The sequence below is a fragment of the Nocardia sp. NPDC052566 genome (genome assembly GCF_044547285.1).
In the GTDB taxonomy this organism is placed as follows: Bacteria; Actinomycetota; Actinomycetes; order Mycobacteriales; family Mycobacteriaceae; genus Nocardia.
The window spans coordinates 417,010-432,285 of the sequence record NZ_JBIUAF010000005.1; the positions used below are offsets into that span (position 1 = coordinate 417,010).

Sequence of the window (15,276 nt, forward strand, 5' to 3'; positions counted from 1 at the left end):
CCATGGCGGGGCGTGAAGTGGCACAAGCGATTTTCCAATCTGGGCGCGTGGTGACCGCGGCGGTGCTCGTGGTCGCCGCGGCCGGGCTGGCGAGCGGTCCCGCCGCGTCGCAGCAGTCGCCCACCGGCACGCTCGGCGAGCGGTGGACCGCGCTACACGACGGTCCGCAGCCCTACCCCGACGTGCACATCGATTGGGATGTGCCGCTCCGGATGAGCGATGGAACGGTGTTGAAGGCGAACATCTATCGGCCCGTCGGTGCCGATGGCGTCATCGAACCCAAGCCGATGCCGACGATCGTCAACCTGACGCCCTACACCAAACTGCTGACCAACCTGATCGACTCGGCGCTCGCCGTGCCCGGTCTGCAGGCCTTCGCTGTGGACCTGGTGCGCCGCATCAACCTGTCCGGCACGCCGATCAGCGGATTCGGCGACCTGCTGCACGCGCTCGACGGCGGCACCGTCCAGACCGTGCTCGGCGTCGACCGCAATCTGATCCGCAGCGGCTACACCCAGGTCGTGGCCGACGTGCGCGGCACCGGCTTCTCGCAGGGCACCTGGAACACCCTCGGCGCGCGCGAGCAGCAGGACACCCGCGAGGTGATCGATTGGGCGGCGGCCCAGCCGTGGTCCAACGGCAAGGTCGCCATGAGCGGCGGCTCCTACGCGGGCATCAATCAGCTGCGTGCGGCCGAAAACGCCCCTGCCGCACTGAAAGCCATCTTCCCGGTCGAGCCGGGCAGCGATCTGATGCGCGACGTGGTCGCCCCCGGCGGTGGCATCGGCACCACCTTCCTGCCGCTGTGGCTCAACAATGTCAACCAGCTCAAGGTGATTCCCGATGTCCGTTCGATGTTCGAGGGCACCTTCGACTGGCACTGGCTCGAGGCGCGGATGGCCGATCCGGCGACGAATTACGATCTGCTCGCGCAGTCGCTGCTGACGCCGTCGCTGGACGACGTGCCCACCGCGCTCGCGGCCGCGCTCGACGCCGCCAGCGAATTCCGCCAGGGCATCCTCGGCCATCCGGAGCGAATCAGCGTGCCCACCTTCGTCTACGGCGGCTGGCACGACATCTTCGCCAACAGCGCGACCAAGCTCTACAACGCGATTCCGTTGCCCGCCGGGCGCAAACAGCTGATCGTCGGCGACACCTACCACGCGAACCCCGGCGCGGGCACCGGCCACGGCGATGCGCCGCCGCGGTTGGACGTGCTGCAACGGGTGTGGTTCGACAAGTGGCTCAAGGACATCGACAACGGCCTCGGCGAATTCGGGCCGGTGACCCTGCGCGAACAGGGCGGCGGCTGGATCGGGCTCGGGCAGTTCCCGCAGCCCGGCGTCAGCCATCGGCGGGTCTATCTGACGGCGGCGCCGAGCGGCACGGCGGACAGCGTGCACGACGGTTCGCTGTCCGCGGACAAGCCGGGCGAGCGGGTCACGCTGACGGTCGCGCCTGGCATCACCACCGCATGCTCACGCGACGCGGCACAGGGCTCCGCGGGCATGACGGCCGCATTGGACGTGTGCGCCAAGGACTCTCGCGTCGCCGAGCTCAACGGGCTCACCTTCACAAGCCGCGAGGTTTCCGAGCCGACGACCATCTCCGGCCCGATCAACCTGCACCTCGAGACGATCCACGACGCGGCCGACGGCTACTGGAGCGTCACGGTGAACGACGTTGCCCCCGACGGTGTTTCGACGGTGATCAGCACCGGCCAGCTGACCGCGTCGATGCGCGCGATCGACGAGTCGAAGAGTTCGCGCTCGGCCAACGGCGATTACACCGCGCCCTACAATCCGATCACGCTGGACAGCGTGCAGCCGGTGGCGGCGGGCCAGCCGGTGGCGCTGGATATCGCGATGATCCCCACCCAGGCGCTGCTGCGCGCCGGTCACCGGCTGCGGGTCGACGTATTCGCGGGCAATTCACCCAAGGCGCTCGCGTTCCGGCCGATGCTCAACAACACCGGGCTCAAACCCCAGCACCTGCGCCTGGATCCGGAAGCGCCGAGCTTCCTCAATATCCCCACGAATCGGCCGCTGGGCTGACGGGCGGGTGGTTCTCGGCCCCACGGAAGCCGAGAACCACCCGGCGGGTCAGAGCTGCGACATCACCTGGGCGGCAATGAGTTCCAGGTGGTCGAGGTCGGACAGGTCGAGGATCTGCAGGTAGATGCGGCTGGCGCCGTTGGCGGCGTACGCGCCGATCTTGTCCACCACCTCGGCGGGCGAACCGGCCAGGCCGTTGGTCTTCAGCTCGTCGACCTCGCGGCCGATCGCCGCCGCACGGCGCGCGACCTCGGCGTCGGTGGCGCCGACACAGGCGACCAGCGCGTTGGAGTAGACCATGCTGTCGGCCGGGCGGCCGTACTTCGCGACGGCCGCGCGGACCCGGTCGAACTGCTTCGCGCTGTCCTCGATCGAGGAGAACGGCATGTTGAACTCGGTGGCGTACTGCGCGGCGAGGCGCGGCGTGCGGGTCGCGCCATGGCCACCGATCAGCACGGGCACCGGATCCTGCGCGGGCTTGGGCAGCGCGGGGGAGTCGGTCAGCTGATAGTGCGTGCCGTCGTAGCTGAACTTGTCGCCGAGTTTGGTCGCCCACAGGCCGGTGATGATGGCCAGCTGCTCCTCGAACCGCGCGAACTTCTCCTGCGGGAACGGGATGCCGTAGGCGGCGTGCTCCTCGGCGAACCAGCCGCTGCCGAGGCCGAGCTCGACCCGGCCGCCCGACATCTGATCCACCTGCGCCACCTGGATGGCCAGCGGGCCGGGCAGCCGGAAGGTGGCGGCGGTCACCAGGGTGCCGAGCCGGATCCGCTTGGTCTCCCTGGCCAGCCCGGCCAGCGTGATCCACGCGTCGGTCGGGCCGGGCAGCCCGTCGGCATCGCCCATCGCCAGATAGTGATCCGACCGGAAGAACGCGTCGAACCCCAAATCCTCGGTCGCTTTCGCAACGGCCAGCAGCGTCTCGTAGCTGGCGCCCTGCTGCGGCTCGGTAAAGATGCGCAAATCCATACCGACCATCCTGCACGAACCCGCTGCGGGCCCGGCGCCCGGCATGTGCCGCACGGTGCGGAGCTGACCGGGTCGCCTCGACTCGGTGCTCGAGGTGATCTACCTGATCTTCAACGAGGGATACGCGGCGACCGTGGGCGAAGATTGGCTGCGAATCGAACTGTGTGGGGACGCTGTACGGCTCGGGCGCATGCTCGCGAAGCTGCTGCCGCGGCCGAACTCACTCGGGCGGCCGAACTGACCGCGAACAAGGCCGAACGGACGCTGCTGCTGAACCGCGCGGCGGCCTGCGCCGAGCACGAATGACGGTGGCCCTCAGCCTGTTCGGCTGAGGGCCACCGGTGGTCTAGCCGAAGTGGCAGACGTAGTGCAGGGTCTCGACCACCTCGATCTGGAACGAGCTGTCGCCGGGAACCTCGAACGATTCGCCGCCGCGGTAGGTGGTCGGCTCCGTCTCGCCCGCCAGCGTCACCCGGCACTCGCCCTCGAGCAGCTCCATGATCTCCGGCGATCCGGTGGTGAACGTGAGCGCCGACGGCAGGATCACGCCGACCGACTTGGTGGTGCCGTCCGCAAGCACCAGGCTGTGGCTCACGCACTTTCCGTCGAAGTACACGTTGGCCTTCTTCGTCACGCTGACGTTCTCGAACTGCGACATGGTCTCTTTCCCGAGGTGAAGTGGAGAGGTCAGCTTACTGGGCGGACGCTCGCCTGCCTTCCGCTGCCATCGGCGGCGTTGCTCTTGACACTTCAATACCCTAGGGGGGTATGGTACCGACATTCGATCAGTTGAGTCGGGAAGGGTGCATCGAAATGTCTGTCCAAGCTCCGCCGTCCACGCGAAAGTGGTTGGCGCTCGCGGTGATTGCCGCCGCTCAATTCATGGTCATCATGGACACCTCGATCATCGGGATCGCGCTGCCGAAGATGCAGACCGAACTCGGGTTCTCGCCGGAGAACCTGAGCTGGGTTTTCAACGCGTATGTGGTCGCCTTCGGCGGGCTGCTGCTGCTCGGCGGCAGGCTGTCCGATCTGCTGGGAGCCCGCCGGATCTTCGCCGCGGGCTGGCTGGTGCTGCTGGCCGGTTCGGTGATCGCGGGCGCCGCGGGCAATGTCGGCGTCGAGCTCGCCGGTCGGGCTATTCAAGGTGGTGGGGCCGCGTTGATCGCGCCCTCGGCGCTGACACTGCTGATGATGCTGTTCGGCGGCTCGCCGCAGGAACTCACGAAGGCGCTGGCGATCTACGGTGCGGCGGCGCCCGCCGGCGGCACCGCCGGTGTCTTCCTCGGCGGCGTCATAACCGAATACCTCAGCTGGCCATGGGTTTTCTACATCAACGTCCCGATCGCGTTGCTCGCGCTGATCGCTGTTCCGGCCCTGATGCCGAGCGCGCCGGCGCGTTCCGGCTCCGTCGATGTGTTCGGCGCGATCGCGGTCACGGCTGGACTCGCCGCCGCCGTCTACGGCATCGTGCGCGCCCCCGAGGTCGGCTGGGGTTCGGGGCAGACCTGGGCCGTGCTCGCCGTCGCCGCGGCGCTGATCGCCGGGTTCGTCGTCCTGCAGTCCCGTCGTCGTGAACCGCTCATGCGTCTCGGCATCTTCCGTGCGCCGAATCTGGCCGCCGCCAACGTGGCTCAGCTGCTCCTCGGCGCGGCCTGGGTGCCGATGTGGTTCTTCCTGAACCTGTACCTGCAGCAGGTGCTCGGCTACAGCGCGTTCCCGTCCGGCGCCGCACTGCTCCCGATGACGACGCTGATCATGCTCGGCATGGTGGTGCTCGCACCGCGGGCGATGCAGCGCTTCGGGGCCAAGCCGATGATCGTCACCGGGCTGGTCGTGCTCGGCCTCGGTCTCGGCATCATGTCGCTGATCCGGCCGACCGGTAACTTCTGGGTCGACGTGCTGCCCGCCTCGCTGGTCGCCGCAGGCGGCATGTCGCTGGCCTTCATCCCGTCACTCGGCACCGCGATCTCGGCGGCGCGCCCGGAAGAAGGCGGGCTGGCCTCCGGTCTGGTCAACGTGAGCTACCAGGTCGGTTCCGCTGTCGGTCTGGCCGCGATGACCGCGGTCGCCACCGCCTTCGGCGCGGACAAGCTCGGCAATCTGCCCGAGCTCACCGACGGCTACTCCGCCGCCTTCCTCGGTGCGGCAGTCGTCGCCCTGGCGGGCGCTGGCGTCACCGCGCTCACTATGTGCGCATCGGAGTGACCCGAACAACCGCACACCCCTTGATTTCTCGCACACGCAATCGCATGCGATGCGGGAAATCAAGGGGTGTGCGGCTCGGCGGTGTCGGGGGGAAGGTTGAGGATGAGATTGCCTGCGCGGGAAGTGACTTGGTCACGGGTGCGACCCGGGTGGTCGGCGGCGAGGAAGTGCCGGCCGATGGCCAGGCAGAAGGCGAGGAGGCTGCGGGCCTCGATCTCGTCGGGATCGGAGCAGAAGGTGCCGATCGCGTCGCGGGAGAGCTGGATGCGCTGATTGTCCACGCGGCGTAGGCGTTCGGCGACGGCATCGTCGCGGCGGGCCCAGTCCCGGATGGCGAGATCGATGGGGAGGATGCGGTCGCTGGAGAAGGTGAGCTGTCCGGCCAACCGGACCTTGTCCAGCGCGGTGCCGCCCTCCTGCTCGATCTGGGCAAGCACGTCGTCGACGCTTTCGCGCTCCCAGGTGTCGAGCATCGCGGTCAGCAGCGCCTCGCGGTCGGCGAAGTGGCCGTAGAACCCGCCCTTGGTCACCCCGAGCGCCTTGGCAAGCACCTCGACGCGGACGGCGTCCACACCGCCGGTGGCCAGTGCCTGCAGGCCCGCCTCGACCCATGCTTCGCGCGGAGTGCGCAACGCGCCCATAGTGAATCGCTCACTTTCTCACAGATATGTTGTACGGAGCCGTATCACCGACTTGACCTCGGCGTCGTACGCTTCCGTACAACTCTAGAGGGAGTCTCGATGATCAAGTGGGCCGGTTGGATCATCGTGTTCAGCGGAGCCGCGCACACGATCGGCGCGTTCACGATCCAGGAGGCCTGGCGCCATGCCGGGGCGTGGTTCGGCGGCGCGCTGTGGCACGACCACCCCACCGCGATCGCGCCGCCACCGCACAAGTCGCACAGCCGGAGATCGCCGACGTGGATTACCTTGGCGGCGTGGGGTTTACCGAATACGCACCAGGTGACGTCGTCTACTTCCCGGAGGGGCCGTTCAGCGGTATCTGCGCGGTCGTGCGGGAGGTCGACGTGCGCGGCGCCACGCTGCGCATCGACTTCGGTGAGGGCCTTGCCCATCGTGAAGGAGGCGTGCTGCGCGAGCGGCGGCACTGGTTGACCGTCGCTTTCGACGAGGTCGAGTTGGTCTGAGAGTTGTTATCCGCCAAGGGATGAGCCGCGCCACGCCAGGTGGAGCTCGTTCGTGCCGATCGCGGGCCGGAAGGCGCACAGTGCCGGGGCGCAGCCGGTTTCGAAGGCATCGATGCGTACCGGCGGTTGCCAGGTCTGGTCGCCGTCGAACGAGGAATACCAGATCTCCGGTCCGCTGGCCGATTTCCAGGCCAGGTGGAGTCCGCCGTCGTGCGCGGCCAGGGCCGGTGCGAGATCGGAGTAGGCGTCGGGCGGGTTGGCGCGGGAGGTCCAGGAGATGCCGTTGCCGGAACTCCAGAGGCGAATCCACTTGTCGTCGTCCAGTGTCGCTTGCGCGCCACGATGGGCGAGGTAGATGGTGTCGCCGAGCACGGTCACGCCGGGGCTGTCCGCTGAGGCCATGCCGGGCAGATAGGTGGGAGCGCTCCATCCGCTCGCGCCGCGCACACAGGTGTAGAGGTTCTGGTCGGTGGTGAGCAGGTACTCACCGCCGCGCCAGAAGGCGTGCAGCACACCGTGGTACGCGGCCAGGCAGGGCGCGCCCGCGGTTTCCGCGCCGCCGAGGATCTGCTGGGCCTCCCACTTGCGGCCGTCGATCGAGGTGGACCAGTAGATGTTCTGATCGCGATCCGCGCCCCTCCAGGCCAGGTAGAGCGTGTCGTCCAGCGCGGCCATGGCCGGCTGCTGGGAGGTGCCGACATACGGCAGATTCCACGGTACTTCCCAGCTGTCGCCGTCGCCGGTGCAGGCCAGCCAGATGCTGTCGGTACTGTCCTCGGCACGCCAGGCCATGTGCAGATTCTGCTGGAATACGGCAAGTGCGGGACCGCCGGGCGAGGTGGCGCCGGGTACCGGGCTTGTTCGAGCCAAGATCCGCCCGTGGCCGCGCCGGAGGCCCAGAGCCGGGTATCGGGATTTCGTCGGGGAAGCGGAGACATCACAGACTCACCGCGACTTTCTACACAGACGTGAGGGAAAGAGCGACATCGTTGTGCGCGAGAGGTTTTCAGTATGACGCGCGGCCGACTCGATCGCGAATATCGAGGCGGCTCCGAGGTATTCGGGCGGTACTGACGCACCTTGTATTCCACGGTGCAGTCGATCCTTCGCCGGAGCCGAGCCGATGGTTCAGATTTTGGTGAATACAGGGGAATCTGTACTATTGGTGGAGTGGAGACCGCATTGCATACCGACGCGCTGGCGCGGTTCGGGCACGCGCTGTCCGATTCGACGCGCACGCAGATACTGCTGAGCCTGCGCGAGGGGCCGAGCTATCCGTCGGAGTTGGCGGAGCGGATCGGGGTGTCGCGGCAGATCTTGTCCAACCACCTTGCCTGCCTTCGTGGTTGCGGGCTGGTGGTCGCGGTTCCCGAGGGCCGGCGCAGCCGCTACGAGCTGGCCGATCCGCGGATCGAGCGGGCGCTGGCGGATCTGCTCGGCCTGGTGCTCGCGGTCGATCCGGCGTGCTGTCCGGCCTCGGGGACGGCAGGGTGCTGCTGATGTCGGCCCCGTTGGGTATGCCGTCGCTGCGGGTGGGGCCGACGCCGCAGCGCCGGTCGGAGCTGGCGCGGCGGATCCGCTGGTTCGTCGCCGCGACCATCTCCTACAACGTGATCGAAGCGATCATCGCCCTCACCGAAGGGACGCGGGCCTCTTCGGCCGCGCTCATCGGATTCGGGCTCGATTCGGTGATCGAGGTGTCCTCGGCCGCGGCGATCGCCTGGCAGTTCGCCGGTCGCGATCCCGAGCAGCGGGAGAAGATCGCGCTGCGGATCATCGCCTTCTCGTTCTTCGCGCTGGCCGCTTATGTCACCGTGGACTCGGTCCGCGGCCTGCTCGGAATCGGTGCGGCCCGGCATTCGCCGATCGGGATCACGCTGGCCGCCGTCAGCCTGGTCGTCATGCCGGTACTGTCCTGGGCGCAGCGCCGCGCGGGCCGCGAACTCGGCTCCGCCTCCGCGGTCGCCGACTCCAAACAGACGCTGCTCTGTACCTACCTTTCCGCGATCCTGCTGGTCGGGCTGCTGCTCAACAGCCTGTTCGGCTGGTCGTGGGCCGACCCGATCGCCGCGCTCGGCATCGCCGTCGTCGCGGTGAAGGAGGGCGTCAACGCCTGGCGCGGCGACACATGCTGTCCCGCACCGGCCGTCACGGGTGGAACCGATGCCTGCTGTCCGCGCTAGGTGCAGGATGCGCCGGTGACATCCACGTCGACGTACTTGGTCAGGCTGGGGCGCGGCACGCCCGTGTACGCCGCCAGCGTGTGTACGCCCGTGACGGTCGGGGTCCAGGTGGTCGTCGCCTTCTTGTCGACCGAGACGACGGCGCCGAGCGAACGGTCCTCGGTCATGTCCTTGAAGACGACGGTCTCGGGCTGGTAGGTCAGGGTGGCCGTCACGGTGTAGGGGCAGCCGACCCGGTAGCCGTTGTCCGACGGCGCGACGGCGACGCGGGCGACGACCGCCGCGGCGTCCGGTGCGGTGACCAGCAGCAGTGCGGTCGATGCGGCCAGTGCGCAGCCGACCGCGCCGAGCCGCCGCAGGGCGCGGGTGGGGTGGATGTCCTTGGAATCGGCATACTTTCGATGCTTCGGCAGATACATGGAGGTCCCCCTGTGGGAATGATCCGCCGACGATCCGGCGGATCGAGTCGATAGGGTCGACTATCCTCGCCGCCGAGTTGAACACGGCCACTTCCGATCTGATGTGACCTACCTCACTGTTGGCGTCAATGTTGCTGCGCTGCAATCGAATACCTCTCGGCAGAACCCGGCATGCGGTGCCGTCGATCCGCCGGTTTCCACGTGGTGCGCGCACCCGTAGACTGCGGCGAACTACCAGCAACGTCAGGAGCCCGCAGTGACCGAACCGGACCTACACCCGATCGTTGTCGTCATGGGCGTCTCCGGTTCCGGGAAATCCACCGTCGGCGCCGTCCTCGCGGAAACGCTCGGGGTCGAATACGCCGAAGGTGACGCCTTCCACCCCGCATCCAATATCGCGAAGATGTCCGCGGGCATCCCGCTGACCGACGACGACCGTGCCCCGTGGCTGGACATCATCGCGACGTGGCTCGCCGAGCATGTGTCGACGGGCGGCGTCGTCAGCTGCTCCGCCCTGAAACACGCCTACCGCGATCGCCTGCGCGCCGCCGCACCCACCGCCTTCTTCCTGCACCTCGCCGCGTCGCACGAAGAACTGTCCCGCCGCATGTCCACCCGCGCAGGACATTTCATGCCGACCGCCCTGCTCGACTCCCAATTGGCCACCCTCCAGCCGCTGTCCGCCGACGAATGCGGCACGACGCTCGACGCCACCGCCGCGCCGGTGGACATAGTCGAGGAAGCGCTTACAGCATTGCGCATTTCGCGTTGATGCGCCTTTGCTGGGGCGCCTGGTCCCGTATCGGCCAGCGATCTGAGCAATGCCGGAATGCACTGGCGCAGTGACATAGTGAGGTGATGGGTCGGGCTCGTGGACTGGTTACGGTGATCGTCGCGGTGTGCGTCTGCTGCGCGTGCGCCTGTACCGATCCGGGAACTCCCGCTGCCCCGCGGCTGTCGCCGAGCCCTCCCGCCGCGCCCGCGCCGGCGGAACAACCCGCTCCCGGTGATCAGAAGATCACGCTGGATTTCGGCGGAAAGCCGCGGACCTACGTGGTGCATGCGCCACCGACCTACGATGGCCACGCGGCTCTCCCATTGGTCGTCGGCCTGCATTACTCCAATGGAGACGCGGCGGCCATCGCGACGATGAGCGGCCTGAATGCCAAGGCGGACACCGACAATGTCCTGGTGGTCTACCCGGAGGGGTACCAGCGCGAATACAACGCGCTCAACTGCTGCGGTGGGGAAGACGATGTCGGTTTCGTGAAAACCGTTGTCGCCCGCATGGTTTCCCTCTGGAGGGCGGATCCGCGGCGGATATTCGCCGTGGGGATGTCCAATGGCGGGGAAATGGCGTTCAGAATCGCCGTGGAACTGCCCGCCACATTTGCCGCGATCGCCGTGGTCAGTGGCGGCTTCATCGGCCCCAAAACGGTGGAGCAAAGCTATCGGCCTGCGACCCCGGTCTCGGTGATCACGTTCCTCGGCGGCAGAGATCGCCGTTATTTCGCGTTCAACGCCGGAATCGAACGTTGGCAGCAGCAGCTCGCTTGCGTGCCCATCGGTACGGCCTCGCTGGCGAAGGGGATTACCGTCAGCACGGACATATGTAGCGACGTCAGCAATCTGGTGGTCTACCGACTGCCGCACATGTATCACTCGTGGCCGGGCGCGCGAGAGGGCGAGCTGGCCGATCCGGACGCCGGAGTCGATGCCACCGATCTGGTGTGGGAGTTCTTCCGAGCACACGGGTAGTCGCCTACCGCACTGTGCCGCCGATCAGCGGATATGGGTGAGCTTGGCGCGGTTGAGGATGATGCGGATGGCATGAATTCGGTTGTCGCTGCTCACATCCAGCGACAGCACCAAATAGGGCAGGCCGTGCGAGGTGACCACCGCGCCGGGGCTCGCGTTGACGCCGGTCGGACGCAGGCCGAGTGCGGGTGGCCACGCCCAGGTGATCGAGCACAGATAGGCGCCGACCGCGGCCGCGCCACGGACCGGTTCGCGCGGTGTTTCCGAGGTGCCGTCCGCGTCCGCCCAGAACGTGACCTCCGGTGCGAAAAGCTCGACGAGCGTGGCCATATCGCCGCCTACCGCCGCGGCCAGGAATCGCTCGGTGATCTCCCGATGCTCGCCGAGTGTGGGCTGGTGGCGAGGCCGGCGCGCCTGCACGTGCCTGCGTGCGCGGTAACCGAGTTGGCGGGTGGCCCGTTCGGTACGCCCGATCATCTCGGCGATTTCGGTGTGCTCGAATCCGAAGGCCTCGTGCAGGACGAAGACCGCGCGCTCGACCGGATCCAACGCCTCCAAGATCACCAGCAGCGCCATCGACACCGATTCCGCGAGTTCGGCTCCCGTGTCGGGACCGGTCAGCAGCGGCTCGGGAAGCCATGGGCCGCTCAATCCGATGACTATTCCCGATCAGCGCACCGAATCGACCCGTGAGCTGGTTGCCGAGCTGTTCCGCAGATTCGGCGACGGCAACCTCGACGGAGCGCTCGCACTGCTCAGCGACGATTTCCTCTCGCACAATCCGCGGATCCCGCACGACCCGGCGACCAGCACGGGCAAGGAAGCGTTCGCCGCGTTCTTCGAGACGCAGGCGGGCCGGGCCCTCGCGGCCGCACAGCAGGACATCGTGCGGGTGATCGTCGAGGGTGATCACGCGGTCGTCCACACCCGGATGGTGACCGGATCGACCGTCACGGCGGTGGTCGATATCCTGCGCGTGCGCGACGACTTGTTCGTCGAACACTGGGATGTCGTCCAGCAGGTGCCGGAGCCACTGCCGCATCCACACGGGATGTTCTGACGCGCGGTCAGCGTGGCGATTCCCTCTATGGAGGGAGGCGGAAGTCCGACTCGTCGGCGACGCGGACAGGCCGGGTTCTTTCGTACCGTCGAAAGTCCCGTGGCAGGAATCAGCCTGTCCGACATCGTCGTTCGCCAGGAGGATTCGTGCTTTCCGCCTTCGTGCCGGTATTCCGGAGCCCGGATCTGCGGCGGAAGATTCTCGTCACGCTCGGTCTGCTCGCGCTGTATCGCCTCGGCGCGGCATTGCCCTCGCCCGGTGTGGATCTTCCCGCGGTCCGCTCCTGCCTCGCCCTCGTTTCCGGCGGTGAGTCCGCCGGTATCTACCAGCTCATCAACCTCTTTTCCGGCGGTGCGCTGCTCCAGCTTTCGGTGTTCGCGATCGGCATCACGCCCTACATCACCGCCAGCATCATCACCCAGCTGCTGACCGTCGTGATTCCGCGGTTCGAAGAACTGCGCAAGGAAGGCCACACCGGCCAGGCGAAGATCACGCAGTACACCCGCTATCTGACAATGGCATTGGCGGTGCTGCAAGCCTCGACGGTGGTGGCGCTGGCCGCGCGCGGTCAGTTGCTCCGCGACTGTCCCGAGAAAATCCTCTCCGACACAGCCACTTTCGGCGTGATCGTGATCGTGCTGGTGATGACCGCCGGTGCGGCGCTTGTCATGTGGTTCGGTGAGCTCATCACCGAGCGCGGTATCGGCAACGGTATGTCGCTGCTGATCCTCGCCGGGATCGCGGCGCAGGCGCCGAAACAGGTCACCTCGATTCTGGACAGCAAGGGCTGGCCGATGCTGGCCGGGATCGGCGTCGCGATAGTGCTGCTGATCGTCGGCGTGATCTTCGTCGAGCAGGGGCAGCGCCGGATTCCGGTGCAGTACGCCAAGCGGGTGGTCGGCCGGAAGATGTACGGCGGTTCGTCGACGTATCTGCCGCTGAAGGTCAACCCGGCCGGTGTCATCCCGGTGATCTTCGCGTCGTCGCTGCTGTACCTGCCGACGCTGCTCGCACAGGTGACGCGCGACAGTTCGGGCACGCCCGCCCGGTGGCAGGAGTTCATCCAGAAGTACCTGACCAGCCCGGCCAACCCGGTGTATCTCACGGTCAACGTGGTGCTGATCGTGTTCTTCACCTACTTCTACGTCGCGATCACCGTCAATCCGGCGGAGCGCGCGGACGAGATGCGGAAGTTCGGCGGCTTCATCCCCGGCTACCGGCCCGGCAAACCGACCGCGGACTACCTGACCTACGTCCTGAGCCGGATCACCCTGCCCGGCGCCCTCTACCTCGGCGCCGTGACCGTGCTGCCGAACCTGCTGCTCGGCGCCGGGGCCGGGGGGACGACGTCGAGCCTCGCGTTCGGCGGCACCTCGGCGTTGATCGTGGTGAGCGTCGGTCTCGACACGATCAAACAGATCGAAAGCCAGCTGATGAACCGGAACTATGCGGGCTTCCTGCGCTGAACCGGATACGGTCGACAACTATGGGAAGGTCCACACACCGGCTGCACCGGGTGGTGTCGTCGCTCGTGCTCGCCGTCACCGCGGCGACGCTCTCGGTCGCCGTCGCGCCCGCCGCCAACGCATCGACCGTCGACGCCATCGAGAATTATCAGCCCGGAGACCGCGCACTCGCGCCGATCGAACCTTCCCCGCGATCGACGATTTCCGTCTTGCTCGCGGAGCAGCCGGTGTTTCGGTCGGGCCTGCGGGCGGCGATCGGCACCCAGCGCGACATCCGCTGTGTCGCGGAGGTCGGCGACGGCGCCGCGGCCATCAGGGAAATCGAGCGGTTGCGGCCCGATGTCGCCATCATCGGCCTCGACCTGCCCGGTCTCGACGGGCGAGCTGCCGCGGATACGGTCGCGAGCCTCGGTGGCGCCACCAGGATCCTCGCGCTCACCAACGGCCACACCGATGAAAGCCTTTACCACGCACTATGTCTCGGCGCGACGGGCGTCCTCGCCAAAGGAGTGCCCGCCGACGGCCTGATCTCCGCCATCCGGACGGCGGTGCACAGCGAAGCGCTGATCGATCCGAACCTGACCCGCCGCCTCGTCACGCGCCTCACCAACGGAATCGAACCGTTCCCGACCGCCCCGGAACTCGAAACCCTCACCGCCCGTGAGCATCAGGTACTCATGCTGATGGCCAAGGCCTGCACGAACCCCGAGATCGCCGCCATGCTCGGCGTCGGCGAGCAGACCGTCAAAACCCACGTCTCCAACGTGCTCGCGAAACTGGGTGTCCGCGACCGAGTCCAGGCGGTCGTCTACGCCCACACCCGCCGAATCGTGCCCCTCGAAACACATTTCGCGCCCGACATGAGTGCACGCTGACCAGACACCCTGCGAGCGCAGTCCAATGGCCCTGCGACGCGCCGTAATCGGGGGCCATTCGACTGCGCTCGACGGTCCGTAGCTTCGAGTAGTGCCCGTGCCTTCCTCGACGATCTGGCGCGCCGACCTCTGGCACGATGATCGCTATGCGTTTCACTGTGTCCGCCATCGCGTTGATGATGGCGGCAGTCCTGCTGACCGGATGTTTCGCGAAAGGGCCCGATCAGGCCGAGCGTGACAGCTGGTCGGAGAAGATCGAGACGGCCATCGAAGCCCTTCCGGGGGTGGCCGACGCGTCACATGCGTTCCAGTACCACCCGTACGGCCCCAACTCGTACTACACATCCCTGCTCGACGTGCAGCTCGAGGCCGGCGCCACACCAGCCGAGACCGCGTCTGTCGTGCGTGTCATGGGCGCCCAGCAACTGCCCCCGCACTATCGAGGCGACTCGACCATGGTCAAAATCCACCGGATGAAAGACTCCTATTTCGGGGGCTGGCCCTTCGGGCGGGACGTGGACCGGGAAGCGAACGCGGCATCCACCTGGACGCGAGTGTCATCGGCCGATACCGGTGCGGAGATCCACTGGTCCAGCCACGGCGTCAAGCACGCGGACGGACAGGCCGAAACCATCAGTGTCCGAGCGGGTTCCGAGGCCCAACCCCAGCGTGCCACCGCGGCGATGCGCCGAATCATCCAGGACTTCCCGGAACTGGCACCCAACGACTGGACAGTGTCCCCCGTCCATGGGGAGAGCATGAACTACTCGAGACTGGCGCCCAGTGTGACCTACTCGGACCGCCGCCCCCGCTTCCCCTCCAACGCCGAACTCGAATTGTGGGAGTGGTTCCTGACCGATCAACCCACTCTACTCCTCGCCGAGGTGTCGGCCTTCGACCCACCCGCGACAGCAGGCCGCACACTGGGCGTCACGATCTTCCCGCCCGTCGGAAAGGTATTCAGCGCCGCGCAGGCGACACAACTCGCCGACCGGCATCTTCGCTACCTGTCCCAGCGCGGTGGCGTGGTCGATTACACGATCGTGACGCGCAACGGCCCCCGCTTCGCCGTCTTTTGTCGGCGGCTGCCCTGAGCCCAGGCGCGAGGTGGCACCGGAATCGGAGCCCTTCGCGCGG

At 67.3% G+C, this 15,276-nt stretch carries 17 protein-coding genes and 1 pseudogene; 12 read left to right on the forward strand and 6 right to left on the reverse strand.

What is annotated here, in order from left to right; genetic code table 11:
* The first annotated feature begins 2 nt into the window (after positions 1-2).
* A complete protein-coding gene (locus ACIG5A_RS26815; RefSeq protein ID WP_397244746.1) occupies positions 3-2,054 on the forward strand; it encodes a CocE/NonD family hydrolase in 2,052 nt (683 codons plus the stop codon).
* A gap of 48 nt (positions 2,055-2,102) precedes the next feature.
* Here the strand turns inward: ACIG5A_RS26815 and ACIG5A_RS26820 are convergent, their stop codons facing one another.
* Positions 2,103-3,023, reverse strand: coding sequence for an LLM class F420-dependent oxidoreductase (locus ACIG5A_RS26820; RefSeq protein ID WP_397244748.1), 921 nt, complete (start codon positions 3,021-3,023; stop codon positions 2,103-2,105).
* Positions 3,024-3,090: 67 nt separating this feature from the next.
* On the opposite strand from ACIG5A_RS26820, the pseudogene ACIG5A_RS26825 reads away from it, so the two are divergent.
* Positions 3,091-3,237, forward strand: a pseudogene (locus ACIG5A_RS26825) (DUF6596 domain-containing protein); the annotation flags it as partial.
* A 132-nt stretch (positions 3,238-3,369) separates the two neighbouring features.
* Here ACIG5A_RS26825 and ACIG5A_RS26830 read toward each other — a convergent pair.
* Positions 3,370-3,681 carry a pyrimidine/purine nucleoside phosphorylase gene (locus ACIG5A_RS26830; protein WP_397244750.1) on the reverse strand — a complete coding sequence of 104 codons (312 nt, stop codon included), beginning with the start codon at positions 3,679-3,681 and terminating at the stop codon, positions 3,370-3,372.
* 155 nt (positions 3,682-3,836) lie between these two features.
* Between ACIG5A_RS26830 and ACIG5A_RS26835 the strand changes: the two genes are divergently transcribed.
* Positions 3,837-5,231 carry an MFS transporter gene (locus tag ACIG5A_RS26835; RefSeq protein ID WP_397244752.1) on the forward strand — a complete coding sequence of 465 codons (1,395 nt, stop codon included), beginning with the start codon at positions 3,837-3,839 and terminating at the stop codon, positions 5,229-5,231.
* 59 nt (positions 5,232-5,290) lie between these two features.
* Here the strand turns inward: ACIG5A_RS26835 and ACIG5A_RS26840 are convergent, their stop codons facing one another.
* Positions 5,291-5,872, reverse strand: coding sequence for a TetR/AcrR family transcriptional regulator (locus ACIG5A_RS26840; protein ID WP_397244754.1), 582 nt, complete (start codon positions 5,870-5,872; stop codon positions 5,291-5,293).
* A 296-nt stretch (positions 5,873-6,168) separates the two neighbouring features.
* Between ACIG5A_RS26840 and ACIG5A_RS26845 the strand changes: the two genes are divergently transcribed.
* The gene (locus tag ACIG5A_RS26845; protein WP_397244756.1) at positions 6,169-6,378 is read left to right on the forward strand and encodes a hypothetical protein; all 210 of its coding nucleotides are present in this window, start codon (positions 6,169-6,171) and stop codon (positions 6,376-6,378) included.
* Between the two features lie 6 nt (positions 6,379-6,384).
* On the opposite strand, the gene ACIG5A_RS26850 is transcribed toward ACIG5A_RS26845, so the two are convergent.
* Positions 6,385-7,248, reverse strand: a complete 864-nt coding sequence (locus ACIG5A_RS26850) for a hypothetical protein (protein ID WP_397244759.1) — start codon at positions 7,246-7,248, stop codon at positions 6,385-6,387.
* A gap of 300 nt (positions 7,249-7,548) precedes the next feature.
* Between ACIG5A_RS26850 and ACIG5A_RS26855 the strand changes: the two genes are divergently transcribed.
* Both ACIG5A_RS26855 and ACIG5A_RS26860 read left to right on the forward strand, forming a co-directional pair.
* Positions 7,549-7,878 (forward strand): ArsR/SmtB family transcription factor, encoded by a 330-nt coding sequence (locus tag ACIG5A_RS26855; protein WP_397244761.1) that lies wholly within the window; start codon positions 7,549-7,551, stop codon positions 7,876-7,878.
* Positions 7,878-8,561, forward strand: a complete 684-nt coding sequence (locus tag ACIG5A_RS26860; protein WP_397244763.1) for a cation transporter — start codon at positions 7,878-7,880, stop codon at positions 8,559-8,561. Before ACIG5A_RS26855 ends, ACIG5A_RS26860 begins: the two co-directional genes overlap by 1 nt.
* On the opposite strand, the gene ACIG5A_RS26865 is transcribed toward ACIG5A_RS26860, so the two are convergent.
* Entirely contained in the window at positions 8,558-8,980 is a 423-nt protein-coding gene (locus tag ACIG5A_RS26865) for a hypothetical protein (protein ID WP_397244765.1), read from the reverse strand. The genes ACIG5A_RS26860 and ACIG5A_RS26865 overlap by 4 nt on opposite strands.
* A gap of 292 nt (positions 8,981-9,272) precedes the next feature.
* On the opposite strand from ACIG5A_RS26865, the gene ACIG5A_RS26870 reads away from it, so the two are divergent.
* A complete protein-coding gene (locus ACIG5A_RS26870; RefSeq protein ID WP_397245916.1) occupies positions 9,273-9,752 on the forward strand; it encodes a gluconokinase in 480 nt (159 codons plus the stop codon).
* A gap of 113 nt (positions 9,753-9,865) precedes the next feature.
* Positions 9,866-10,738, forward strand: a complete 873-nt coding sequence (locus ACIG5A_RS26875; RefSeq protein WP_397244767.1) for an alpha/beta hydrolase family esterase — start codon at positions 9,866-9,868, stop codon at positions 10,736-10,738.
* A gap of 24 nt (positions 10,739-10,762) precedes the next feature.
* Here the strand turns inward: ACIG5A_RS26875 and ACIG5A_RS26880 are convergent, their stop codons facing one another.
* Complete coding sequence (locus ACIG5A_RS26880) at positions 10,763-11,389, reverse strand: sigma factor-like helix-turn-helix DNA-binding protein (protein WP_397244769.1); 627 nt, start codon at positions 11,387-11,389, stop codon at positions 10,763-10,765.
* A 4-nt stretch (positions 11,390-11,393) separates the two neighbouring features.
* Between ACIG5A_RS26880 and ACIG5A_RS26885 the strand changes: the two genes are divergently transcribed.
* From ACIG5A_RS26885 to ACIG5A_RS26900, 4 genes are all read left to right on the forward strand, one after another.
* Positions 11,394-11,798, forward strand: a complete 405-nt coding sequence (locus ACIG5A_RS26885) for a nuclear transport factor 2 family protein (RefSeq protein WP_397244771.1) — start codon at positions 11,394-11,396, stop codon at positions 11,796-11,798.
* 146 nt (positions 11,799-11,944) lie between these two features.
* Positions 11,945-13,264: a preprotein translocase subunit SecY gene (gene secY, locus ACIG5A_RS26890; protein ID WP_397244773.1), complete on the forward strand. Its 1,320-nt coding sequence runs from the start codon at positions 11,945-11,947 to the stop codon at positions 13,262-13,264.
* A gap of 20 nt (positions 13,265-13,284) precedes the next feature.
* Entirely contained in the window at positions 13,285-14,139 is an 855-nt protein-coding gene (locus tag ACIG5A_RS26895) for a LuxR C-terminal-related transcriptional regulator (protein WP_397244776.1), read from the forward strand.
* A gap of 146 nt (positions 14,140-14,285) precedes the next feature.
* Positions 14,286-15,233 (forward strand): hypothetical protein, encoded by a 948-nt coding sequence (locus ACIG5A_RS26900; RefSeq protein ID WP_397244778.1) that lies wholly within the window; start codon positions 14,286-14,288, stop codon positions 15,231-15,233.
* Positions 15,234-15,276 lie beyond the last annotated feature (43 nt).